Below are 22,215 nucleotides of genomic sequence, written 5' to 3'. Positions count from 1 at the left end.
AGTGGTATTAAACGCAAAATAAGCAAGATAATCTCTTGCTTATTTCTTTTGCCAACTCCCTTGAGTATCAATGATCCACTTTTGTTGTATATGTTGAACATTAATTTGCTGGAATTGCTTGTGATTAACTAATAGCACTAAAATATCCGCATTCTCCAGTGCTTCGTTCGGAGTAACAAATGCGACATTATCAGGCAATACGATAGGTCGATGAGAAATATTTGGTTCAATGGCGAATAGCTGTCCGCTATGCCAGTTTGCAAGTTGTTGCGTAATCTGTAGTGCTGGACTTTCACGCAGATCATCAATATCCGCTTTAAATGTCAAACCAAAACAGGCAATTTTTAATTGAGAAGGTGAGCAATTTAACTCTGTAGCACACTCAGCAACAGCTAGCTTTACTTGTTCTATCACCCATTGTGGCTTATTACGATTAACCTCTCTTGCGGTACGAATTAAACGAGCATACTCTGGCAATTGAGAAACAATAAAATAAGGATCTACGGCAATGCAATGTCCACCAACCCCAGCACTTGGTTGTAAGATTTGTACTCGTGGGTGTCTGTTTGCCAATCTAATTAATTCCCAAACGTCAATGTTTAACTGATGACAAATCATTGAAAGTTCATTTGCAAACGCAAGATTAACATCACGGAAACTATTTTCCGTCAGCTTACACAGCTCGGCGGTTCGTGCATTTGTTGTTAAACATTCGCCTTTTACAAAAATTTTATATAAATTAACCGCTTGCTCAGTGCAATTTGGGCTTAGCCCACCAATAATCCGATCATTATGAATAATTTCTTGCATAATATTGCTGGGGAGTACACGTTCAGGGCAGTAGGCAACCGCAACGTCATCAGGAAAACGCAGATCCGTACGAACTTCACTTAGCCAATAAGCCAACTGTTCTGTCGTGCCAACTGGCGAGGTTGATTCAAGAACGACCACATTACCTTGCTGCAAGTACGGTGCTATCTGTAGAGCTGCTGTATGAACATAGCTTAAGTCAGGTTGAAAGTTAGACTGTAATGGCGTAGGCACAGCAATGATAAACACATCAGCATTATCCAGTGTAGCAGAAACAGACAACCGCTGTTCATTCATAACCTGTTGTAGTGCTTTTTCTAAATGAGGTTCTGCAATATGAGCCTTTCCTTGCTTTAAGGTTGCAAGTACATCAAGATTACAATCTACCCCTAACACCTGCTTCCCAGCCTGTGCAAAAGCAATCGCAGTCGGTAAACCAATGTAACCTAAGCCAATGACGGCAATGCGATCAACGGTTTTCATAGTTTAATATCTCTGAAATAGTGTGGAAAATACGCTCACTCGCCCGTCCGTCGCCATAAAGAGCGGTAGTCTGGCACATACTTTGATAGCTTTGCTGATTTTCTAATAGCTCGCCAACCGCTTGAGTAATTGTCCGAGTATCCGTCCCAACTAATCTCACGACACCAGCGTCAAGTGTCTCTGGGCGTTCGCTCGTTTCTCGCATTAACAGCACGGGGGTGCCAAGTGCAGGGGCTTCTTCTTGAATGCCACCAGAATCGGTCAAGATTAAATAAGCTCGTTTCATCAAATAAACGAAAGGGAGATAGGCTTGAGGTTCAATTAAAAAAATGTTATTCACATTTGACAACCACGCTTGCACAGGTTCCACAATTTGCGGATTCAGATGAACAGGATAGACAATTTGTACTTGTGGATAGCTCGTTGCAACCCTTTTTAATGCTTGACAAATCTGCTCAATACCTTGCCCCATATTTTCACGACGATGACTAGTAACTAAAAGGAGCTTTTTATTTGCGTCCAAAAATGAAAACTGCTGATTGAGTTGCGTTGCAAGCGGTGAGTTTTCCGTTATTTTTTGCACGACTTGAAATAATGCATCAATCACTGTATTCCCAGTTACCCAGATTTTTTCTGCAGCAATCCCCTCTCCTAACAAATTCTGCTGAGCTTGTGCTGTCGGTGCAAAATGGTAATCTGCTAGAAGTCCAATCAAACGGCGGTTTGCTTCCTCAGGAAAAGGATTATCACGCTGATCAGTACGCAACCCTGCTTCAATATGTGCAACAGGAATTTTTTGGTAATAGCAAGCAAGAGAGGCAGCAAAAGCGGTCGCTGTATCACCATGTACGATAACTAAATTCGGTAAATAGTCAGCTAATACATTTTCAAGAGAAAGTAGCATTCGAGCGGTCATTTCGCCTAAAGTTTGTGCAGATTGCATTAAATTTAGATCGAAATCAGGCTGAATATCGAATACCTCTAGAACTTGATCGAGCATTTGGCGATGTTGTGCTGTTACACAAATTTTGGTTTCAAATGTGTGGGAATGCAAAAAGTGTTGTACTAACGGTGCAATCTTAATCGCTTCTGGACGAGTACCAAAGATAAAAAGCAGACGTTTTTTGCCATCATTAATCCCATTTTTGACGTTATTGCTTTTCTTCATTGTGTTTCTTACTTACTCTACGCTTATAACGACGTACCCAGCGAGTGATTCGCCACGCATTCATAATTGAATAAGAATAAAGAAAAAATAATGCAACAAAAGCCAATGACATCACCCATTGGTTCCAGTAATAAATTTCACTCAATATACCAAACATTGCACATAGCATTGCCCCCACAGTAATCACCAAAAGAGCTTGTCGAGAGCTAAGCCCTGCTCGCATCATTAAATGGTGGATATGCAATCTATCAGGACGGAACGGGCTTTTGCCTTTTTTTAAGCGGCGAAAAATGATGGCAACCATATCAATTAATGGAATGGCAATCAGCCATAAGCCAGTGATAGGACTAATTGAATATCCCTGTCCCTGCGTGCTAAGCAGTAAAATCCAAATCATTGTGAAACCAATAAATGTGCTACCTGAATCCCCCATAAAGACTTTCCATTTCGAACCAAATAGACTTAAATTAAACAATGCGTAAGGCAACAGCACCAAGATAAGACTAAAACACCAATAGGCTAGTGTATGTTGTCCATCTAACCACATTAAAATACCAATCCCTGCAAAACTCACACTAGATAAACTCGCCAAAAGCCCATCAATACCATCAATCATATTAAATGCGTTAATAATTCCAATAGTAATCAACACTGTCAGCACAACACCTAGCGTCCCAATCTCAAGACTAAAAGGTGCAATTAACTGCCCTAAAGTTTCAATTGATAGACCACTGTAAATCATTGCTGCTGCAAGACAAGCTTGAATACCCACTCGCAGAAAAGGGCTTAAATCAAAACGGTCGTCTAATACGCCTATGACCAACAATATGGTAACCGCAGTGAGGTAAAGGTCAGGTAGATGCATTTTCTCCCATTGCAGGGTGTAAAATGTTAAATTCCCCAAAAAAAGAGCAATACCACCGATGAGCGGAATTACGCCTTGATGACGCTTGCGGAAATTGGGTTTATCCACTAATCCTACCGACTGTGCCAAAGGACGCATAAGAATTAACGTCAAAAATGAGACTGTAAACACCAATAAAAAAGTTAAGTACATCGTTCTGCGAAATCAAGATAAAAAACGAACAGCAGGATACCACAAACATTAAAACTCTCAATACAAAAATCGTGAATAGACAAGTAATCCAATAGAGTGGGATAATAAGATCAATTTTATTTAGCATTTAAGGAAAAGAATCATTATGACAACCTCCCACGCTTTGTTTGAAAAAGCCCAAAAAGTTATCCCTGGCGGAGTTAATTCCCCAGTACGAGCCTTTAAAGGTGTTGGTGGCACACCTATTTTTATTGAGAAAGCACAAGGTGCATACATTTTCGATTCCGAAGGAAAACGTTACATTGATTATGTTGGTTCGTGGGGACCTATGGTATTAGGACACAATCACCCAACAATCATTGATGCCGTGCTAAAAAGTATTCCAAATGGATTAAGTTTCGGTGCACCCACGGCAAAAGAAATTGAGCTTGCAGAGCTTGTATGCAAACTCGTTCCCTCCATTGAGCTTGTGCGAATGGTGAGTTCTGGCACAGAAGCAACAATGTCAGCGATTCGCCTTGCTCGAGGCTATACAAAACGAGATAAAATCATTAAATTTGAAGGTTGTTATCACGGACATTCTGACAGTTTACTTGTCAAAGCAGGCTCAGGAGCATTGACACTTGGTCAGCCAAGCTCTCCTGGTGTTCCCGAAGACTTCGCTAAGCACACACTGACTTGCGTTTACAATGACATTAATTCAGTTAAAGCTGCATTTGAACAATACCCTGACCAAATTGCCTGTTTAATTATTGAGCCTGTTGCAGGTAATATGAATTGTATACCACCTAAAGAAGGTTTTTTACAAGGGTTAAGAGAACTTTGCACTCAATACGGCACTGTTTTTATTATTGATGAAGTGATGACAGGCTTTCGAGTGGCACTTGGTGGAGCACAGACGTATTATGGTGTAACCCCAGATTTAACCACTCTTGGCAAAATTATTGGTGGAGGAATGCCTGTTGGTGCATTTGGTGGAAAAAAAGAAATTATGGAATACATTGCCCCAACAGGTCCAGTTTACCAAGCAGGTACACTCTCAGGAAATCCGATTGCAATGGCGGCAGGTTTGGCGTGCTTAACAGAACTTTCAAAATCTGGCAACCAAGAAAAACTAGCAAATCAAACACAGATATTAGCTCAAGGATTTAAATCATTAGCAGATAAACACAATATCCCACTATGTGTACAATATGTTGGTGGAATGTTTGGTATTTTCTTTACAGAACAAGAAAAAGTAGAGAATTATCAAGACGTAGCGAAATGTGATGCAGAAAAATTTAACACATTTTTCCATAAAATGCTCAAGCAAGGAATTTACCTCGCTCCATCAGCATTTGAAGCAGGCTTTATGTCTTTAGCTCACAATGAAGAAGATATTACTCTTACCCTAAAAGCTGCTGATCACGCCTTTGCCGAAATGAAATAGGTTAAGAGTAAATTTCTCGTTTCCTCTATTCAAACGAAAGGGGAAAAAATCAAATAGGGCGAATACAATTCGCCCATATGTTGCTATTTAGAATTTAAATTTTCTTTAATCATAAAATTTAAAAAACTTATAACTCTTCCTCTCCTTTAATGAGAGAAAGAGGATAGAGAAAAGCCAATTAAATTAAGCATTATCACCAATTAACACCGATTCCAAGGCAATTTCAATCATATCATTGAATGTTAGCTGGCGTTCTTCTGAGGTTATTTTTTCATGAGTACGAATATGGTCAGAGACTGTACAGATGGTAAGAGCTTTTGCTCCAAATTCCGCAGCAACGCCGTAAATGCCAGCAGCTTCCATTTCAACGCCTAAAATGCCATATTTTTCCATAATGTCAAACATTTCAACATCTGGTGTGTAGAATAAGTCTGCAGAGTAAAGATTACCAACTCGCACAGCAACATTTTTTTGCTTTGCTGCTTGAACAGCCGCAAGAGTCATATCAAAATCAGCAATAGCTGCAAAATCGTTATCTTTAAAGCGAATGCGATTGACCTTTGAATCTGTACAAGCACCAATACCAATAATTACATCACGCAATTTTATGTCAGAACGCACTGCACCACACGAGCCAACACGAATAATTTTTTTTACCCCATATTCGGTGATCAACTCTTTTGCATAGATAGAGCAAGAAGGAATCCCCATACCATGCCCCATTACAGAGATACGACGACCTTTGTATGTACCAGTATAACCAAACATATTGCGAACATCAGTTACTTGCTCAGCATTTTCTAAAAATGTTTCTGCAATATATTTTGCACGCAGTGGATCACCAGGCATTAATACAACGTCAGCAAATGCGCCTGCTGGAGCGTTAATATGTGGAGTCATTTTGTGTTCCTCTTGATGAAATGTGAATAAAAAATTAATAACCTTGAACGGTTACATCGACTCTTTGATTATTTAATGTAGCAAGTAAATTTTTCAATAAACTTGATGCTCCAAAGCGAAAATGTGAACTATCTATCCAGTCCTCGCCCAAGATTTCTTGAGCTAATTGCAGATATTGTGCCGCTTCTTCAGTCGTTTTTACACCACCTGCCGCTTTAAATCCAACCTGTTGTGCAACCTTTAAATCACGAATTGTTTCTAACATAATGCGTGCCGCATTTAATGTCGCATTGACAGGCACTTTACCTGTTGAAGTTTTAATAAAATCTGCCCCTGCACGAATTGCAATTTCACTCGCTTGGCGAATGAAATTATCGCTTTTTAGCTCGCCTGTTTCAATAATCACTTTGAGCATTATATTGTGAGATTGGCAAAGAGCTTTGCATTGTTTTACTAATTCAAAACCGATTTCACTATGACCAGCGATTAATGCTCGATAAGGAAATACAAGATCAATTTCATCTGCTCCATATGCAATAGCTGCTTTGGTTTCAGCAAGGGCGATGCCAAGATCATCATTTCCGTGTGGAAAATTGGTTACTGTGGCAAGTTTGATATGCGTGAGGTTGTGTGCTTGCAGCGTTTTGCGTGCTATTGGTACAAAGCGTGGATATAGACAAATTGCTGCTGGTGTGCCAAACGCTGTATTTGCTTGCATGCAAAGGTCAATAATTTTTTGGTCTGTATCATTATCTTCTAATGTAGTTAGATCCATTAGAGATAAAGCTTGTTGGGCAATATTTTGCATAATTTCCTCCCTTTAAATAGTTATTTTTCTCCGTTTTTTGCCTCTTAGCCACTTTATTTATATTATGTAGCAAGCGGTCTGTAAGATTGAAGAAAAAACGAAAACACCACAGTTTCCTGTGGTGCTTTTAATCTTATCTCAATAATGCTAGAGGACTGCTCCACCAAAACCGACAAATAATCCTGCAATTGCTGCACTCATTAGGTTAGAAAGCGTACCTGCGGTAACTGCTTTCAATCCCATACGAGCGACATCGCCACGGCGAGATGGTGCCATACCGCCTAAGCCACCAATTAAAATAGCAATTGAACTTAGATTTGCAAATCCACAAAGTGCAAACGTAATAATTGCAATTGTTTTTGGACTTAATACAACGGCTGCTTCAGGTTTTAAGTAATTAGCAAAATCAGCATACGCCACAAATTCATTCACGATGAGTTTTTGACCGATTAATGAACCCGCAATACGAGCTTCATCACCCCACGGTACACCAATCACCCACGCAAGCGGCTGGAAGATATAACCAAAGATAGATTGAAGTGTTACGCCATCTTGACCAAATAAACTTGCTACCCACCCGATAAATCCGTTAAGCATTGCAATTAAAGCAACGAAAGAAAGCAACATCGCCCCTACATTCATTGCAAGTTGCATACCAGAGAATGTTCCTACAGCAGCAGCTTCAATCACGTTAGATGGTTTATCTTCAATGTCATCATCACTTAACTCATCTTTAAAAGTCTCTGTTTGAGGGTGAAGAATTTTAGCAAATAATAGACCACCTGGCGCAGCCATAAATGAAGCGGCGATTAAATACGGAAGTGGCACGCCCATACCTGCATACCCGATCATTACCGCACCAGCGACAGACGCCAAACCACCACACATCACAGCAAATAATTCGGAATTTGTCATTGATTTGATATAAGGTTTGATTAAAAGAGGAGCTTCTGTTTGACCAACAAAAATATTGGCTGCTGCAGACATGGATTCTGACTTTGATGTGCCTAATAATTTTTGTAATGCACCACCTAGCAATTTGATGACAATTTGCATAATACCAAGATAGTAAAGTACAGAAATTAACGCAGAGAAAAAGATAATTGGAGGGAGAACACGTAATGCAAAAATGAAACCGCCACCACCAAAGACTTCAAACATTTTGTCGCTGACTAATCCGCCAAATATAAAGCTCATACCGTCATTACTATAGCTAATGACTTTACTCACTCCTTCAGCCGCAGCCAACAATGCTTCACGACCTGCTGGCACATAAAGGATTAATGCACCGATACCAAATTGAATAGCTAACGCCCCAAAAACCGTGCGATAGTTAATTGCTCTTTTATTATTGGATAATAAGAATGCAATAAATAGGAGTACAACGATACCTAATAGACTAATTAATACGTCCACTTTTGAATACCTCGAAAAGAAAAAATAATACCGATTTTTGATAAAATCGCCTTTTTTAAAAATGGATGATACTATACCGATTTTTTTTGTAAAAATCTTCAATTTTTTGTAGTTTTGTAATAAATACGCCTATCTACATATAAAAATTTGATCTATCTCTCACTTTTTCACTCTATGTATTGCATTGAAAGCCATAGCGTATTATTCTCTTGGAGTTATTCTTCCATTTGTTACAATGTTATGGAGCTTTTATGTCAAGATTATCTAAAGAAAGTATTCTTTCACAAATCAAACAAGGCTTAATTGCCTCTTGCCAGCCTGTTGATAACGGTCCGATGGACTCCCCTGAAATTGTTGCTGCTATGGCAGCGGCTTCCGTTGCTGGTGGTGCTGTTGGACTACGGATTGAAGGTATTGAAAATCTCAAAGCCGCACGCAAAGCTGTTGATGTTCCCATTGTTGGCATTGTGAAATACGACTTAGACGATAGCCCTGTACGGATTACACCATTTTTACAAGATATTGATGATTTATTCAATGCAGGTGCTGATATTATTGCCTTTGATGGTACCGATAGAGTGCGTCCAACTACAATTGAAGCCTGCGTAAAACGCATTCAAGAGCTAGGAGCAATGTCAATGGCAGATTGTTCTAATTTAGCTGAAGGCTTATATTGCCAATCACTTGGCGTAGACTTGATTGGTAGCACAATGTCTGGCTATACAGGCGGTGAAACACCGAAAGGGCCAGATGTACAATTGGTGCGTGATTTAGTTGCAAATGGTTGTCGAGTGATGGCAGAAGGGCGTTATAACAGTCCAGAGCTTGCAGCTCTTGCGATAGAGAATGGTGCTTACGCAGTTACAGTGGGATCAGCACTCACTCGATTGGAACATATCGTTAGCTGGTTTGTAGATGCGATTGCAGATTGTAAAACGGATTGCAAAAAAGGAGCATAAAATGACCGCTTGTTTAGCAATAGATATTGGTGGTACAAAAATTGCCGCAGCTCTCGTCTCTTTGAATGGCAAAAAGGCAACTGTGGTACAACGAATGCAAATTCATACGCCACAAAATCCAAGTGCTGAGGCATTAGATAATGCTTTAGCTGAAATTTTGCAGCATTTCAACGGAACGTTTGAGAAGGTCTCCGTTGCCTCAACGGGCATTATTCAAGAAGGCATTCTAACCGCATTAAATCCGAAGAACCTAGGTAATTTAGCTTTCTTTCCTCTAGAACAAAGTATTGCCAAACATACCGATAAACCTATTACCTTACTCAATGATGCACAGGCTGCAGCTTGTGCGGAATATTTGCTTCAACCTGATGAGATTGAAAATTTTGCGTTTATTACTGTATCGACAGGCGTTGGAGGCGGAATTATTCTAAATCGCAAATTATTTACAGGTAAAGGTGGTGTCGCAGGACATATTGGACATAGCCTTGCAGATCCTAATGGTGAGTTGTGTGGTTGTGGACGTGTAGGCTGTGTAGAAGCGGTAGCCGCTGGACGAGCAATTGCAAGAGAAGCTGCAAAATGGGATTCTCCTTGTGAACCACCAGAGGTCTTCAACCGTTTCCGTCAAAGCGATGAGCAAGCGGTTCAATTGGTTGAAAAATCTGCAAAAGCAATTGCAAATTTGATTGCTGATTTGAAAATTAGCTTAGATATTCAGCAAATTGCAATTGGAGGCAGTGTCGGATTGGCTGAAGGGTATTTGGACACTGTTAATCATTTCCTTGCTCAACTACCTGAAATTTATCGTCCTTCAATAGTGAAAGCACATTATGCTCAAGATGCTGGATTAATCGGTGCAGCGTGGTGGGCAGAGCATATTGATCAGCTATAATTAACAGAAGGGACTAAAGGCATATTATTTGATAGTTCGACTAACATACAATACTTTAGTCTGATAGTAATAGTTCCCTCAATAGTTTAATTGAAGGAACGATATAAAGTGTCTTGACAAGGTTGGCATAAGCTGAGTTCATCAATAAATACTCGCACAGCAGAGATAAAACAATTGCGATTCTTAACCTACCCACCGAAATCTGTAAGTAAAAAATCCCTCAAACATTTTGCAACGTTTGAGGGATTTCAGACCGCTAGGCGATTAACTCATGTATAAACCACCATTAACGTGGAGAGTTTCACCAGTAATATATTTTGCATCACTACTTGCAAGGAAAGCGACCGCTTTTGCAATATCTTGAGCAGAACCTAAATCCCCTGCTGGAATTTGCCCTAAAATCGTTTGTTTTTGTTCAGCAGTCAGTTCATCTGTCATATCTGTTGCAATGAAACCAGGAGCAACTACATTGACTGTAATGCCACGAGATGCCACCTCTTTTGCTAATGCTTTAGAAAAACCGACTAAACCTGATTTAGCCGCACAATAGTTAGTTTGCCCAGGGTTACCTGTTGAACCAACTACTGAACCAATATTGACAATGCGTCCGCCTTTTTTCATCATTGGGCGAAGAACAGCTTTTGATAGGCGAAAAATTGACGTGAGATTAGTTTGGATAATATCAAACCAATCTGCATCTTTCATACGCATCAATAATCCATCACGAGTAATCCCTGCGTTATTGACTAAAATATCAATATCACCAAATTCGGCTTTAATTTGAGCAAGTACCGCTTCAATAGATTCCGCTTCTGCGACATTTAACACCAAACCTTTTCCTTTTTCGCCTAAGTAAGCAGAAATGCTTTCTGCTCCTTTCTCTGATGTTGCTGTACCGATAACGATAGCCCCTCTTGAAACCAACTCTTCAGCGATAGCTTTACCAATACCACGAGTTGCCCCTGTAACCAATGCGATTTTACCTTGCATTTTCAATTTTCTCCTACTTAGTTATATGAACACCAAATTTAGTGCTGTTTTCAATATATGGGAAATTTAAGGACACTTACATATCCCCAATGAATATTATTTCTGTACAACAGCTTCCAATGAAGCAACATCATTTACTGCCTTGGCAGTTAAATCTTTTACAATACGGCTAGTTAAGCCAGTCAGCACTTTATTCGGTCCCATTTCGTAAAGGGTTGTTACGCCGCTTTGTGCGATCTTTTCTACTGTTTCTGTCCAACGTACAGGGTTGTAAAGCTGGCGTACTAATGCATCACGAATAGCTTGTGCATCTTTTTCAATGGCAACATCAACGTTATTAATAACAGGTACAAGCGGTGGATTGAGCGTAATATTTTGCAAGGCTTGAGCTAATTTTTCTGCCGCAGGCTTCATTAAAGCACAATGCGAAGGCACACTCACTGCCAGCGGCAATACACGTTTTGCTCCTGCTGCTTTACATAATTCGGCTGCTTTTTCTGCCGCTGTCTTTGTTCCTGCAATCACAACTTGTCCTGCACTGTTAAAATTCACCGCTGATACAATTTCCCCCACATCCGCTTGAGCTTGTTCACAAGCATTCATAATCGCCTCATTATCTAGACCGATAATCGCATACATTGCCCCACTTCCAGCAGGCACTGCCTGTTGCATTGCATTACCACGCAACTCGACCAGCTTAATCGCATCTTGAAAATCCAACACGCCAGCACAGACTAATGCACAATATTCACCCAAACTGTGTCCTGCCATCATAGCGGGCTTTAACTCTGGATATTTTTGTTGCCATACACGGTAAATTGCCACAGATGCAGCTAACAGAGCAGGTTGAGTACGCTGCGTTTGCCCTAACTCCTTTGCGGTACCATTTTGAACAAGATCCCAAAGATCATAGCCTAATACATCTGATGCTTGTTTAAATGTTTCTTCCACAACAGGGAATGCAGTTGCAAGATCTGCTAACATTCCGACCGCTTGTGAACCTTGTCCTGGAAATACCATTGCAAAATCTGACATATTTTTTCCTCTTTTATTTATTTTTTAAATTTGCTATCTGAAACACACTGTGTGTCCCTACAATCACATTATTTGAGTTTGTTATGAAACATACTGTGTGCTGTCCATTACTAACAATACTAATCTGGTGAATAATACAACTTGCCAATTTCAATCCGCTGGCGACCTGTTTCTAGACGCCATTTATTGCTATCACGCAAAGAATAAACACAGCCACAGTATTCTTGTTGGTAAAAACGTTCACGCTTACTGATTTCGATCATTCGTTGTGATCCGCCACCTTTACGCCAGTTGTAATCCCAATATACCACATCATCAAATTTAGCCGCTGCACGATGTCCGCAATCATTAATTTGATTCATATCTTTCCAGCGAGAAATGCCCAAGCAGCTAGTAAATACAGGAAAGCCGTTGTTATGTGCATATTCTGCAGCTTTTTCAAATCGCATATCAAAGCACATTGTACAACGTATACCTCGTTCAGGCTCCCATTCCATTCCTTTGGCTTTTTGAAACCATTCTCGGCGATCATTTTCATAGTCGTCATCAAAATCAATAAATGGAATCCCCCATTTTTCGGCAAAACGAATATTTTCCTCTTTGCGAATAAGGTACTCTTTCATTGGGTGGATATTAGGGTTATAAAAATAAATGGTAAATTCAATACCAGAAGCGTGGATAGCCTCCATCACTTCCCCTGAGCAGGGAGCACAACAAGAATGTAACAACAACTTATTGTGTCCGTGAGGTAAGGTTAATTTTTCACGCACAAAAGGAGCATTAGGATCTTTTCCCTTGCGTGTACGTTTTGCTGTTAAAGATCGTGGTAATCGAATATCGTCTGTCATAATATTGGGTCTTTATTTACATTTGTGTTCAGTAGCCAATTTTGCTTATCGCAATTTTAGCACAATAGTTTAAATCATCTATTCGCTAAGAGCTATGCTCAAATGCAACCTTCTGTCATTTAATCCATTTTTCTTCATCTTGCTTTCGCTCAAATTCTGCTTCAAATGTGGTATGAGATTGGGTGGGGTTTGCTTTGCTAAATCGTTGAAATTTAAATCGTTTAAGTAACCATTTTAACAAAATGCCCTGTACCCACTGACGACTAATTGGCAAGGTCATCAATAACGCTAATATATCACTCAAAAAACCAGGGATAAGTAACAACACGCCAGCGACTGCAAAAAAGAAGGAAGAAATCACCGCTTGTGCAGGAATTTTTCCTTGAGCAAGCTGACTGCGAATATCCATAATCATTAAAAAACCTCGCAATTTCAGTAGCCATAAACCGGCTAACGAGATAAAGATCATCAGTAAAATAAGAGGAAAAATGCCAATTGCTGATCCCACACTGACCAGCAGAGCAATCTCTACACAGATATAAATAAATAAGCTAAAGAAAAAAATAATAACAGGCATAGTTGCTCCTTTTAATTGATTAAATTAATAAATAGAGGCACAAATAAGGGTTTTCAACGCCTTGTCTGCTTTTTCTTTATTTTTTGTTAATTTTCCCAATAAATTGTTATAGAGATAGGTTTAAAAATAGTAGAATCTGTGTTATCTATAGCAACCTTTCCGCTCAGTTAATATCAAAAGCTGGCGATAATGTAAGATAAAAGAGAACTAAAAGCGGTTAATTTTTAGGATAAATTTACAATAGAGGCTCTTAGCAAAATTTCAAAAACAGTCTCAATATAGAACAATCCAAGAAATAAAAAGAAAGGACACAATTTAATGAACGGTGCAAATTTAACGGTTGAATGCTTGAAAGCACACGGCGTTACAACCCTTTTTGGTTACCCTGGTGGGGCAATTATGCCTGTGTATGATGCTATCTATGATTCAGGATTGGATCACTTACTCTGTCGACACGAACAAGGCGCAGCAATGGCCGCCATTGGTTATGCTCGTTCAACAGGTAAAGTTGGAGTTTGTATTGCTACCTCAGGACCAGGTGCAACCAATTTAGTAACAGGATTAGCTGATGCACTGTTGGATTCTATCCCTGTCGTTGCAATCACAGGGCAAGTCGCCTCGCCATTAATAGGCACAGATGCCTTTCAAGAAATCGATGTCCTTGGGTTATCATTAGGTTGCACGAAACATAGCTTTATTGTTCAAAATGTGAATGAATTACCTGAAATTATCGCCAAAGCATTCCAAATCGCACAAAGTGGTCGCCCAGGTCCTGTTTTGATTGACCTTCCTAAAGATGTGCAATTTGCACCCACTGACGGCAAAGCCATTGTCTGTGATAAAATTCCAGATCCAAAACAAGATTTGGCTGCCTTAGCACAAGCTAAATCGCTTCTTCTTGCGGCAAAACGCCCTGTTTTATATGTTGGTGGAGGGGTTGGAATGGGTAATGCTGTACAAGCGGTGAGAAATTGGTTAAACATTGCAAATATTCCGACAGTCTCAACACTTAAAGGTCTGGGCGTGATTCCCCCAAATAATCCGTGCTATATGGGAATGATTGGAATGCACGGCACAAAAGCAGCTAATTATGCCGTACAACAATGTGACTTATTGATTGCCGTTGGAGCACGTTTTGACGATCGTGTAACGGGACTACTCGAAACCTTTGCTCCAAACGCCAAGGTGATTCATATTGATATTGATATTGCAGAAATTAATAAATTACGCAAAGCCGATGTCAGTTTAAAAGGAAGCCTCATTGACGCTATTGACTTCCTCTCTACACCGCTGAATATCGAAGACTGGCAAAATGAAGTTCGCCAACTTAAAGCAAAATTTGATTTCCAATACAATGAAAATCAAGGTGAAGGCGAGATCGATCCTTGGGCAATGCTCAATACGCTTTCACAACGCAAACCTCAAAATGCTGTAATTACCACTGATGTAGGACAACACCAAATGTGGTCAGCACAGCATATGCAACATTTTGAACCCGAAAATTACTTAACCTCTGCAGGATTAGGCACAATGGGATTTGGCTTGCCTGCCGCAGTTGGTGTTGCAAAGGCTCGCCCACAAGATCCTGTTATCTTAATTAGTGGCGACGGCTCATTTATGATGAATGTGCAAGAATTGGGTACGATCAAACGTGGTAACTTACCTGTTAAGATTGTCCTAATTGATAACCAGCGATTAGGCATGGTTCGCCAGTGGCAATCTCTTTTTTTTAAAGGGCGTCATAGCCAAACTATTTTAGACGACAACCCTGATTTTGTTACGCTGGCAAGTGCATTTGACATTCAAGGTGAACGAATTGAAAAAGCGAGCGAAGTGTCAGGGGCAATTGACCGCTTGCTAAATGCCCAAAATGCTTATTTACTACACGTTTGTATCCACGAAAACGAAAATGTTTGGCCACTCGTCCCACCTGGTGCGTGCAACGCAGATATGCTAGAGCAAGATATTGAGAGTTAAGGAAAATCAAATATGCAATCTTATCAATTAGTCATTAAAGCCAATAAACGCCCTGAGACAACTGAACGATTACTAAGAGTAATTCGTCATCGTGGTTTTGAACTTCTCTCACTGCAACTAGAAAGCGAGCAAAAAACTCTCACACTTAAAATAACGGTAAAGAGTGAACGAGCGATATCCTTGCTCAAAAATCAGATTGCTAAATTGCCTGATGTTCTCACTCTTCACTAAGCGTAAATGATAGTAAATAGTAAACAGCATATTAGAACCCTGTATGCTACTAAGTATAAAATTCCACCTGTGTTTTTTATTATCTTTAGTTTGGCATAGGGTTCAAGTTCTGAATTTAGTGATCGTTGTAGATCATTCCTCTAAGCGGATTTGATGAAGAAATCGCTTTGTTCGTTCGTGTTGTGGAGTTGAAAAGAGTTCTTTTGGAGAACCTTGCTCGACAATTGTGCCGTTATCCATCATCACAACAATATCTGCCACATCAAGTGCAAATTTGATCTCGTGCGTCACCACGATCATCGTCCAACCTTCATTCGCAAGAGTTTTCATTGTATTCAGTACTTCCTGTACCCATTCTGGATCAAGTGCTGAAGTGGGTTCATCGAATAACATAAGTTGAGGTTGAATAGCTAATGCTCTTGCTATGCCGACCCTCTGCTGTTGCCCTCCAGATAATTGGAAAGGGTAATGGTGCATTTTGTCATTAAGTCCTACTTTTTTGAGTAAAATTTCTGCATTACGTTTGGCTTGTTCCTGCGGTTGCTTTTGTACAAAAATTGGTCCTTCGATCACATTCTCCAATGCTGTTTTATGGGGAAATAAATTATAATTTTGAAAAACCATACCTGATTTACGGCGTAATTCAAGTAAAGACTTCGTATTGATTTTTTCTGAAAAATTGATGATAAATGGCTTCTCTCCTACAAATTCAATGCTCCCTCGTTCAGGCAATTCTAGAGCATTAAGGCAACGTAGCAACGTCGTTTTACCTGAACCTGAAGGTCCTAAAATAACAACAACTTGCCCCTTTTGAATATTTAAATCTATACCTTGTAACACAGGGTGCTGCCCAAAAGTTTTATGCATATTACGAATCTTAATCATTATTTTCTCTCTATTTTGCAACATAGCGGTCAAAATGCTTCTCTAAACGAGCTTGAATAAAAAATAGTACCCAGCAGTAGCACCAGTAAATCAAGGCAGCTTCAATGTAAATAGGTAAGAAATCGTATGACATATTGGCAATTTGTTGAGACACTCTAAACATTTCCGTTACCGTAACAACTGAAGCGAGCGATGTGTCCTTAAATAAACCGATAAAAGTATTACTGAGTGGCGGGATTGCGACTTTTAAAGCTTGAGGTGCAATAATACGGCGGAAGGTTTGCATATAGGTCATTCCAATTGTATAGCCTGCCTCCCATTGCCCTTTCGGAACAGACAGAATGGCTGCTCGAATAGTCTCAGAGCCATAAGCACCAATATTGAGGGAAAAACCAATAATGGCTGCAGGAATGGGATCAATAAAAATGCCGATTGCAGGTAAGCCGTAAAAGACTATACAAATTTGTACCAATAATGGTGTACCACGAATAATTGAAATATAAGTTTTGGCAAATAGTAGGATAATACGGTAAAGCCAGTGTTTACTTGAACTAATCCGCAGGAGTGCAACGGCAGTTGCAATGATCATTCCAATAAAAAAAGAGGCAATAGCGAGCGGAATAGAAACCAAAATTGCGGCTTCTAACATAGGTAAAAAACCATTAATAACTAATTCCGCTCGTGCTTCCGTCATAAATGGTAAAGAGGCTAACAAATTATTTAACACGTTATTTCTCTTATTAAAATAATTAGATTGATGAGATCGTACTTTAGCTGAACAGACTATCTAAAAAAAGCGGTCTCATATTGCATAAATTTTGCAATATGAGACCTTAATTAAACAATTACTATTTGACACTAATATCGGTACCAAAAAATTGCTCACTTAATTTTTTCAGTGTGCCATCTTGCTGTAATTCAATGATAGCTTGGTTGATCTTTTTCAGTGCTGTGCCATTACCTTTATTAGCAATAAGACCTGCCCCTACTTTTTCACCACTCTCCCAGACAATCACCAATCCTGAATTTGGGTTCTTTTTAAAATAGTCCAATACCGCCAGTTTATCGTTAAATGTAACATCAGCACGCTTTTGTTGTATCAATAATAATCCCTGTGCCAATCCATCAACAGCAACAATCTTCGCCCCATTTTGACGAGCAAGTTCACCGTAGTTGGAGGTCAGCGATTGCGTTGCCTTTAATCCCTTCACTTCTTCTGGCGATTTCACTCGAAAGTCGCCCTGTTTTGCTACCAACACAGCACCTGACCAACTATATTCCGTTGTTTTATCAAATGTTGCACGGCGTTCTGGGCTGGTTAGTGCAACTTGATTTGCAACTAAATCGAAACGGTCTGCTTTTAAGCCTGCAAGCATTGCGTCCCACTGCGTTTCTTTAAATTCAACTGTTACCCCTAATTTTTTTGCAACAGCACGAGTTACCTCAACATCATAACCTGTTAATTTTCCCGTTGAATCGTGATAGGTAAAGGGTGCATAGGTCCCTTCTGTACCCACTGTTATAACACCTTTATTGTCAATTCTTTCAAGCAAACTTTTTTGAGCGAATCCAGTTGCTGGATTAATGATAGTGAATATAGATAAAATCACAGCAGATAATTTCTTAAACATAATAAACTCCTTATAAATGCACTTTTCATAAATCTAAATGCAAATATAAGGGTTAGCAAATAACTAAAACGAATACCTCAAAATAAAAAGTTACAATATCCCACAACAATGTTTAAATTTTTGCTTAGAACCACAGAAACAAGGCTGTTTGTTAGAGAGCTTTGGGGTGTTTGGATCGACAAAATACCAGCGGTTTTTGAGATAAACAAACAGTGAAATTTCGTGGTGAATTTGTCGTTCCCCATTATTAACGAAAAAGGCATTAAATTCGACAATGCTATGGCATTTGCTGACGTGAGGTCGGTGTTCAATGATCTCTAATCCGTCCCATTGGGTGTTTTCTGCCCAGTGTTGCATTTCCCTTAAGTTAAGATAGAGTTGTTGAGCTGGCAAAGTGGTAGCGATGATATAGGGAATATTTACCAACGTATAAGCACTGTAGCGTGATCGCATCAGTTTTTCTGCGGTTTGCGGTATTGCTTCTCCAAGGTGATACGGCTGGCAGCAATCTGCGTACTGCTTTTGAGATTGGCAGGGACATAAAGATGACATTGTGTAAAATTTCTATTAAAAATCACCGCAAGTGGGAGCGGATTGTTAAATGTTGATAAAATGAAAAGGTCTAAGAGAGCATCTTAGACCTTGGTATTTAAAACTGTTGACTATTTTTTCATTATTTTAAAAAAACGTAAGATGAAAATAAGTAAACTTGCACCAAGTACGCCAAATAGTAAACCTGAGAGGTTAAATGATCCTGCTTGGTAAGCAGATCCGATACCCAACACATCACCAAATACCCAACGACCTAATGAAGAACCGATAATACCGATGATGATATTCATCAGTAATCCCATATCGCTTTTCATTACTTTTTCGGCTATCCAGCCAATAATTGCACCAACAAAGATCGCAGCAATCCAACCCATAATTTACTCCTTAAATAGATAAATTGTATAAACAATCAGCATTATTACTGAAAGATTATCTGAAGGGGCTTTCCCTTCAGAATTTTTGCATAGCGGTTATTTTCTCACTCGAGTATGCAATCCTTTTTGTTCTAACTTACGGTATATCCACCATTGTTGTACCAATGTGATTAAGTTAGAGGTTAACCAGTATAACACCAGCCCTGATGGAAACCAAAGGAAGAACACCGTAAATAAAACAGGCATAAATGTCATTACTTTTTGTTGCATTGGATCTGCGACTGGCGTTGGCGACATTTTTTGTAACAGAAACATCGATGCACCCATTAATAATGGCAGAATATAGTATGGATCTTGTGCTGATAGATCTTCAATCCAACCAAAAAACGGAGCATGGCGAAGCTCTACCGCTTCCATAAATGTCCAGTACAAGGCAATGAAGATTGGCATTTGCAACAAGATAGGTAAACAGCCACCCATTGGATTGACTTTCTCTTCTCGGTAGAGTTTCATCATTTCCTGACTCATTCTCTGGCGATCATCGCCAAAACGTTCACGCATTTCTTGGATACGAGGCTGCAACATACGCATTTTTGCCATTGAGGTATATTGTGCTTTGGTAAGCGGATACAGAATCGTTTTGACCACAAGCGTTACCCCAACAATTGCAATCCCCCAGTTACTCACCAAAGACTGGATAAAGTTTAGTAAAGCAAAGAGCGGTTTTGCAATAAACCACGCCCAGCCGTAATCAACAGTGAGATCAAAGTTATTCGCAGTTTTTGCCATCGCATCTTGATCTTTTGGTCCAGTCCATAAATTGCTGGTGAGTGTAACTTCACTGTTTGGTGCAACTTGCGTGATTGGCCCACGATAACCAATTGTGCCTACACCATTTTGCGTACGAGAGTAGAGATGGTTTTGTACATCTTGATTGGGAATCCAAGCAGAGACAAAATAATGCTGTAAAATAGCCGCCCAACCTGCTTGAGTATCAATGGAGAGATTAGCTTTTTCCATTTCTCCGAAACTGTATTTTTTATAATTAGTTTCTAATGATGAATAAGCACCGCCCGTATAGGTTGGCATCGCAAAATTCCCTGAGCTTTCGATTAAACTGTGCTTAAGCTGTCCGTAAGGCTGCACTTCCAAAGTATTCGCTGTTGCATTTTTAATAGTGAAATTGACCGCTACATCATAGCTACCTCGCTTGAGCCTAAAGGTTTTAATGTAGGTTACACCCTCTTTTTCTAACACAAGCGGTACAACTAATTCGTCTTGTCCTTCAGCCAAGGTAAATTGATTGTCTGATACTTGATATTGTGCTCGTCCTAGATTGGTATCAATCCCATCTTTTCCAACCAAACCGCTTTGAGCGATGTATTGGAAATTACCATTTTGTTGCAGTAATGCAAAAGGTGTATTTGAATTTAATGTTGCCTTGTGCTGCAACAAATCAGAATCCACCACATCACCACCAAGCGTGTTGATAGTTAAACGTAACACATCGCTTTCTACGACAATGGTTTTGCCTTGTGTTTGCTGTTCAGAAGTAGTTGGAGCTACCGTTGAAGAGTTCGGTACATCATTGCTTTGAGTAGCAGCCTGCTGCTGCATCTGCTGAGCTTGTTTTTGAGCCTGCAATTTTGGATCAAAATCCTGTTGCCACTGTGTAAAAATCAAGAATGATACAAGCAGCAAACCCATAATCAATAAACTACGGTTTGAATTCATTTTTTAGTTCTCATCAAAATAAAAGGGAAACCCCACATACATAAAGTTGCCCATTCTAATATAGGTTATGAAACTATCCAACCGTTAAATGATTTAGAAACTCAGATTTGCAAAGATTTCAGCAAAGCAAATCGCAGCCCTGCATTGTTCGAGGCACTTGAGATTTTTAAATCCCATCATTGCTCCTTCCTTGACAACTTACTGAAATATATCTTCTGAATTCAGGTCCCCTTGTCATTCTTTTGCCATATATTCTACATATACTCAGAAGTAGTTAATCACACACCACAAAATTTGGAGAAACAAAATGAAATTCACAAAAATTTTTACCTCTTGCTTACTCTATTGCACTACTATACTCGCTCAAGCTAACAGCCCAACACACGTTGATGCCATTTTAGAACGTCTCAATCACGCAAATGCCCATCGAGATCATATTATGGTCGTGGCTCATCGTGGCTTATGGAATAAAGAAGGACAAGCGATTTATGCTGAAAACTCGGTAGCCTCTATCCGCAAAGCGATTGAGTTGGGAGTAGAAGTGGTTGAGCAGGATATTCGCCAATCAAAAGATGGCGTTTTTGTGGTATTGCACGATAAAACCCTTGACCGCACGACCACTTGTCAGGGGTTAGTTGAAGACAAAACTTGGCAAGAACTGCAATCATGCAAGCTAACCATTCATCACAATGGCGAAACCACCATCACAGATGAACACGTCATGTCTCTTAGTACTTTATACGATGAAATCAAAGGCAAAATTCTCCTTAATTTAGATAACAAAATTGGCTACCAGCATTTTCCTGCTATGTTTGAGTTGGCTAAAAAATATGGAGTAGAAAAGCAGATTTTAGCTTCTGTCAATCAAAATACCCCTGAGCAACGTGAAAGTGCAAAAAAAATTAACACAAACTTGGCTAACTATGGCGTAAACCTCATGCCAAATATTTATGATAACAAGGTGGATTTTAAGTTGTACCAAGCAATCCTTGCTGACTATCGTCCAAAGTTAGTGCAGTTACGCAACGCCCATAAGCCAGATGGCAAATTAACACAAGATGGTGGCATATTATTTAGCCAGCAAAGTCTGGAATTGGCAAACAAGTACAACGTACATTATTGGCTCAATACCCTGTATGAGTCCAAAAATCCAGGATTGCGATCAGGCGGACGTGGCGATGAAATGGCGTATTATGCAGGCTTACCTAACGAAGTCTACGGCTTTTGGATCAAAAAAGGGGTCACGATATTTCAAACCGATGAACCTGAATTTCTATTAAATTGGCTGAATAAAAATGGCTACCGTAAAGCCTACTCAAAATAAAAAATCGCTATAATTAAGCGATAATTGTCAAGTTTATCTTGAAGGCAATCGTTTGCTCCGTTAAACTTAGTCGCCTACTTCTAGCAAAGGTTAATGGCGACTTGTAAGTACCAACCCACAAATTATTTAGGAGTA

Annotated in this window: 22 protein-coding genes; 6 read left to right on the top strand and 16 right to left on the bottom strand. The window is 39.6% G+C overall.

The window, feature by feature from the left end; translation table 11 throughout:
- Positions 1–39 precede the first annotated feature (39 nt).
- From wecC to wecA, 3 genes are read right to left on the bottom strand one after another with little or no spacing between them, the layout of a single operon-like run.
- Positions 40–1,293 carry a UDP-N-acetyl-D-mannosamine dehydrogenase gene (gene wecC, locus EV693_RS07770; protein ID WP_132501800.1) on the bottom strand — a complete coding sequence of 418 codons (1,254 nt, stop codon included), beginning with the start codon at positions 1,291–1,293 and terminating at the stop codon, positions 40–42.
- Complete coding sequence (gene wecB / locus EV693_RS07765; protein ID WP_132501799.1) at positions 1,280–2,461, bottom strand: non-hydrolyzing UDP-N-acetylglucosamine 2-epimerase; 1,182 nt, start codon at positions 2,459–2,461, stop codon at positions 1,280–1,282. The genes wecC and wecB overlap by 14 nt, the downstream gene beginning before the upstream one ends.
- Positions 2,445–3,518, bottom strand: a complete 1,074-nt coding sequence (gene wecA, locus EV693_RS07760) for a UDP-N-acetylglucosamine--undecaprenyl-phosphate N-acetylglucosaminephosphotransferase (RefSeq protein ID WP_132501798.1) — start codon at positions 3,516–3,518, stop codon at positions 2,445–2,447. The genes wecB and wecA overlap by 17 nt, the downstream gene beginning before the upstream one ends.
- Before the next feature lie 145 nt (positions 3,519–3,663).
- On the opposite strand from wecA, the gene hemL reads away from it, so the two are divergent.
- Positions 3,664–4,947 (top strand): glutamate-1-semialdehyde 2,1-aminomutase, encoded by a 1,284-nt coding sequence (gene hemL, locus EV693_RS07755; protein ID WP_132501797.1) that lies wholly within the window; start codon positions 3,664–3,666, stop codon positions 4,945–4,947.
- A 183-nt stretch (positions 4,948–5,130) separates the two neighbouring features.
- Here the strand turns inward: hemL and deoD are convergent, their stop codons facing one another.
- The 3 genes from deoD to EV693_RS07740 all read right to left on the bottom strand — a co-directional run bounded on the left by deoD (position 5,131) and on the right by EV693_RS07740 (position 8,071).
- Positions 5,131–5,847: a purine-nucleoside phosphorylase gene (gene deoD, locus EV693_RS07750; RefSeq protein ID WP_132501796.1), complete on the bottom strand. Its 717-nt coding sequence runs from the start codon at positions 5,845–5,847 to the stop codon at positions 5,131–5,133.
- Positions 5,848–5,881: 34 nt separating this feature from the next.
- Positions 5,882–6,655 (bottom strand): deoxyribose-phosphate aldolase, encoded by a 774-nt coding sequence (gene deoC, locus EV693_RS07745; protein WP_132501795.1) that lies wholly within the window; start codon positions 6,653–6,655, stop codon positions 5,882–5,884.
- 147 nt (positions 6,656–6,802) lie between these two features.
- On the bottom strand, positions 6,803–8,071 hold the full coding sequence (locus EV693_RS07740) for a NupC/NupG family nucleoside CNT transporter (RefSeq protein ID WP_132501794.1): 1,269 nt from the start codon (positions 8,069–8,071) through the stop codon (positions 6,803–6,805).
- A gap of 251 nt (positions 8,072–8,322) precedes the next feature.
- Here EV693_RS07740 and EV693_RS07735 point away from each other — a divergent pair, with 251 nt between their 5' ends.
- Together EV693_RS07735 and EV693_RS07730 are read left to right on the top strand one after the other, a co-directional pair.
- Positions 8,323–9,030, top strand: coding sequence for an N-acetylmannosamine-6-phosphate 2-epimerase (locus EV693_RS07735; RefSeq protein ID WP_132501793.1), 708 nt, complete (start codon positions 8,323–8,325; stop codon positions 9,028–9,030).
- Position 9,031: 1 nt separating this feature from the next.
- Positions 9,032–9,922 carry an N-acetylmannosamine kinase gene (locus EV693_RS07730; protein ID WP_132501792.1) on the top strand — a complete coding sequence of 297 codons (891 nt, stop codon included), beginning with the start codon at positions 9,032–9,034 and terminating at the stop codon, positions 9,920–9,922.
- A 264-nt stretch (positions 9,923–10,186) separates the two neighbouring features.
- On the opposite strand, the gene fabG is transcribed toward EV693_RS07730, so the two are convergent.
- The 4 genes from fabG to EV693_RS07710 all read right to left on the bottom strand — a co-directional run bounded on the left by fabG (position 10,187) and on the right by EV693_RS07710 (position 13,372).
- Entirely contained in the window at positions 10,187–10,912 is a 726-nt protein-coding gene (gene fabG, locus EV693_RS07725; protein WP_132501791.1) for a 3-oxoacyl-ACP reductase FabG, read from the bottom strand.
- Between the two features lie 96 nt (positions 10,913–11,008).
- Positions 11,009–11,947, bottom strand: a complete 939-nt coding sequence (gene fabD / locus EV693_RS07720; protein ID WP_132501790.1) for an ACP S-malonyltransferase — start codon at positions 11,945–11,947, stop codon at positions 11,009–11,011.
- A gap of 119 nt (positions 11,948–12,066) precedes the next feature.
- Complete coding sequence (locus tag EV693_RS07715) at positions 12,067–12,795, bottom strand: epoxyqueuosine reductase QueH (protein WP_132501789.1); 729 nt, start codon at positions 12,793–12,795, stop codon at positions 12,067–12,069.
- A 115-nt stretch (positions 12,796–12,910) separates the two neighbouring features.
- A complete protein-coding gene (locus tag EV693_RS07710; protein WP_132501788.1) occupies positions 12,911–13,372 on the bottom strand; it encodes an FxsA family protein in 462 nt (153 codons plus the stop codon).
- A 318-nt stretch (positions 13,373–13,690) separates the two neighbouring features.
- On the opposite strand from EV693_RS07710, the gene ilvG reads away from it, so the two are divergent.
- Positions 13,691–15,349 (top strand): acetolactate synthase 2 catalytic subunit, encoded by a 1,659-nt coding sequence (gene ilvG, locus EV693_RS07705; protein ID WP_132501787.1) that lies wholly within the window; start codon positions 13,691–13,693, stop codon positions 15,347–15,349.
- A gap of 12 nt (positions 15,350–15,361) precedes the next feature.
- Positions 15,362–15,580, top strand: a complete 219-nt coding sequence (gene ilvM, locus EV693_RS07700; RefSeq protein ID WP_132501786.1) for an acetolactate synthase 2 small subunit — start codon at positions 15,362–15,364, stop codon at positions 15,578–15,580.
- Positions 15,581–15,712: 132 nt separating this feature from the next.
- On the opposite strand, the gene EV693_RS07695 is transcribed toward ilvM, so the two are convergent.
- The 6 genes from EV693_RS07695 to yidC all read right to left on the bottom strand — a co-directional run bounded on the left by EV693_RS07695 (position 15,713) and on the right by yidC (position 20,756).
- Entirely contained in the window at positions 15,713–16,465 is a 753-nt protein-coding gene (locus EV693_RS07695; protein ID WP_132501785.1) for an amino acid ABC transporter ATP-binding protein, read from the bottom strand.
- A gap of 10 nt (positions 16,466–16,475) precedes the next feature.
- Positions 16,476–17,192 carry an amino acid ABC transporter permease gene (locus EV693_RS07690; protein WP_132501784.1) on the bottom strand — a complete coding sequence of 239 codons (717 nt, stop codon included), beginning with the start codon at positions 17,190–17,192 and terminating at the stop codon, positions 16,476–16,478.
- A gap of 121 nt (positions 17,193–17,313) precedes the next feature.
- Entirely contained in the window at positions 17,314–18,096 is a 783-nt protein-coding gene (locus EV693_RS07685) for an amino acid ABC transporter substrate-binding protein (protein WP_132501783.1), read from the bottom strand.
- Positions 18,097–18,186: 90 nt separating this feature from the next.
- Positions 18,187–18,648: a YchJ family protein gene (locus tag EV693_RS07680; RefSeq protein ID WP_132501782.1), complete on the bottom strand. Its 462-nt coding sequence runs from the start codon at positions 18,646–18,648 to the stop codon at positions 18,187–18,189.
- Between the two features lie 110 nt (positions 18,649–18,758).
- Positions 18,759–19,022: a GlsB/YeaQ/YmgE family stress response membrane protein gene (locus EV693_RS07675; protein WP_132501781.1), complete on the bottom strand. Its 264-nt coding sequence runs from the start codon at positions 19,020–19,022 to the stop codon at positions 18,759–18,761.
- Between the two features lie 96 nt (positions 19,023–19,118).
- Positions 19,119–20,756, bottom strand: a complete 1,638-nt coding sequence (gene yidC / locus EV693_RS07670) for a membrane protein insertase YidC (RefSeq protein ID WP_132501780.1) — start codon at positions 20,754–20,756, stop codon at positions 19,119–19,121.
- A 307-nt stretch (positions 20,757–21,063) separates the two neighbouring features.
- Between yidC and EV693_RS07665 the strand changes: the two genes are divergently transcribed.
- Positions 21,064–22,080, top strand: coding sequence for a glycerophosphodiester phosphodiesterase family protein (locus tag EV693_RS07665; protein WP_132501779.1), 1,017 nt, complete (start codon positions 21,064–21,066; stop codon positions 22,078–22,080).
- Positions 22,081–22,215 lie beyond the last annotated feature (135 nt).

This window comes from Nicoletella semolina, from assembly GCF_004345745.1.
GTDB classification, from domain to species: Bacteria; Pseudomonadota; Gammaproteobacteria; order Enterobacterales; family Pasteurellaceae; genus Nicoletella; species Nicoletella semolina.
Note: the sequence above shows the minus strand (reverse complement) of the source record. Positions and strands in the feature narration are given on the sequence as shown.

Coding starts and splice junctions, on each gene's coding strand:
- EV693_RS07680 (WP_132501782.1), bottom strand. CDS start 18,648: ATGTCATCTTTATGTCCCTGCCAATCTCAAAAGCAGTACGCAGATTGC.
- EV693_RS07710 (WP_132501788.1), bottom strand. CDS start 13,372: ATGCCTGTTATTATTTTTTTCTTTAGCTTATTTATTTATATCTGTGTA.
- EV693_RS07715 (WP_132501789.1), bottom strand. CDS start 12,795: ATGACAGACGATATTCGATTACCACGATCTTTAACAGCAAAACGTACA.
- ilvG (WP_132501787.1), top strand. CDS start 13,691: ATGAACGGTGCAAATTTAACGGTTGAATGCTTGAAAGCACACGGCGTT.
- EV693_RS07695 (WP_132501785.1), bottom strand. CDS start 16,465: ATGATTAAGATTCGTAATATGCATAAAACTTTTGGGCAGCACCCTGTG.
- wecC (WP_132501800.1), bottom strand. CDS start 1,293: ATGAAAACCGTTGATCGCATTGCCGTCATTGGCTTAGGTTACATTGGT.
- deoD (WP_132501796.1), bottom strand. CDS start 5,847: ATGACTCCACATATTAACGCTCCAGCAGGCGCATTTGCTGACGTTGTA.
- fabG (WP_132501791.1), bottom strand. CDS start 10,912: ATGCAAGGTAAAATCGCATTGGTTACAGGGGCAACTCGTGGTATTGGT.
- EV693_RS07735 (WP_132501793.1), top strand. CDS start 8,323: ATGTCAAGATTATCTAAAGAAAGTATTCTTTCACAAATCAAACAAGGC.
- fabD (WP_132501790.1), bottom strand. CDS start 11,947: ATGTCAGATTTTGCAATGGTATTTCCAGGACAAGGTTCACAAGCGGTC.
- ilvM (WP_132501786.1), top strand. CDS start 15,362: ATGCAATCTTATCAATTAGTCATTAAAGCCAATAAACGCCCTGAGACA.
- deoC (WP_132501795.1), bottom strand. CDS start 6,655: ATGCAAAATATTGCCCAACAAGCTTTATCTCTAATGGATCTAACTACA.
- EV693_RS07665 (WP_132501779.1), top strand. CDS start 21,064: ATGAAATTCACAAAAATTTTTACCTCTTGCTTACTCTATTGCACTACT.
- wecA (WP_132501798.1), bottom strand. CDS start 3,518: ATGTACTTAACTTTTTTATTGGTGTTTACAGTCTCATTTTTGACGTTA.
- yidC (WP_132501780.1), bottom strand. CDS start 20,756: ATGAATTCAAACCGTAGTTTATTGATTATGGGTTTGCTGCTTGTATCA.
- hemL (WP_132501797.1), top strand. CDS start 3,664: ATGACAACCTCCCACGCTTTGTTTGAAAAAGCCCAAAAAGTTATCCCT.
- EV693_RS07730 (WP_132501792.1), top strand. CDS start 9,032: ATGACCGCTTGTTTAGCAATAGATATTGGTGGTACAAAAATTGCCGCA.
- EV693_RS07685 (WP_132501783.1), bottom strand. CDS start 18,096: ATGTTTAAGAAATTATCTGCTGTGATTTTATCTATATTCACTATCATT.
- wecB (WP_132501799.1), bottom strand. CDS start 2,461: ATGAAGAAAAGCAATAACGTCAAAAATGGGATTAATGATGGCAAAAAA.
- EV693_RS07675 (WP_132501781.1), bottom strand. CDS start 19,022: ATGGGTTGGATTGCTGCGATCTTTGTTGGTGCAATTATTGGCTGGATA.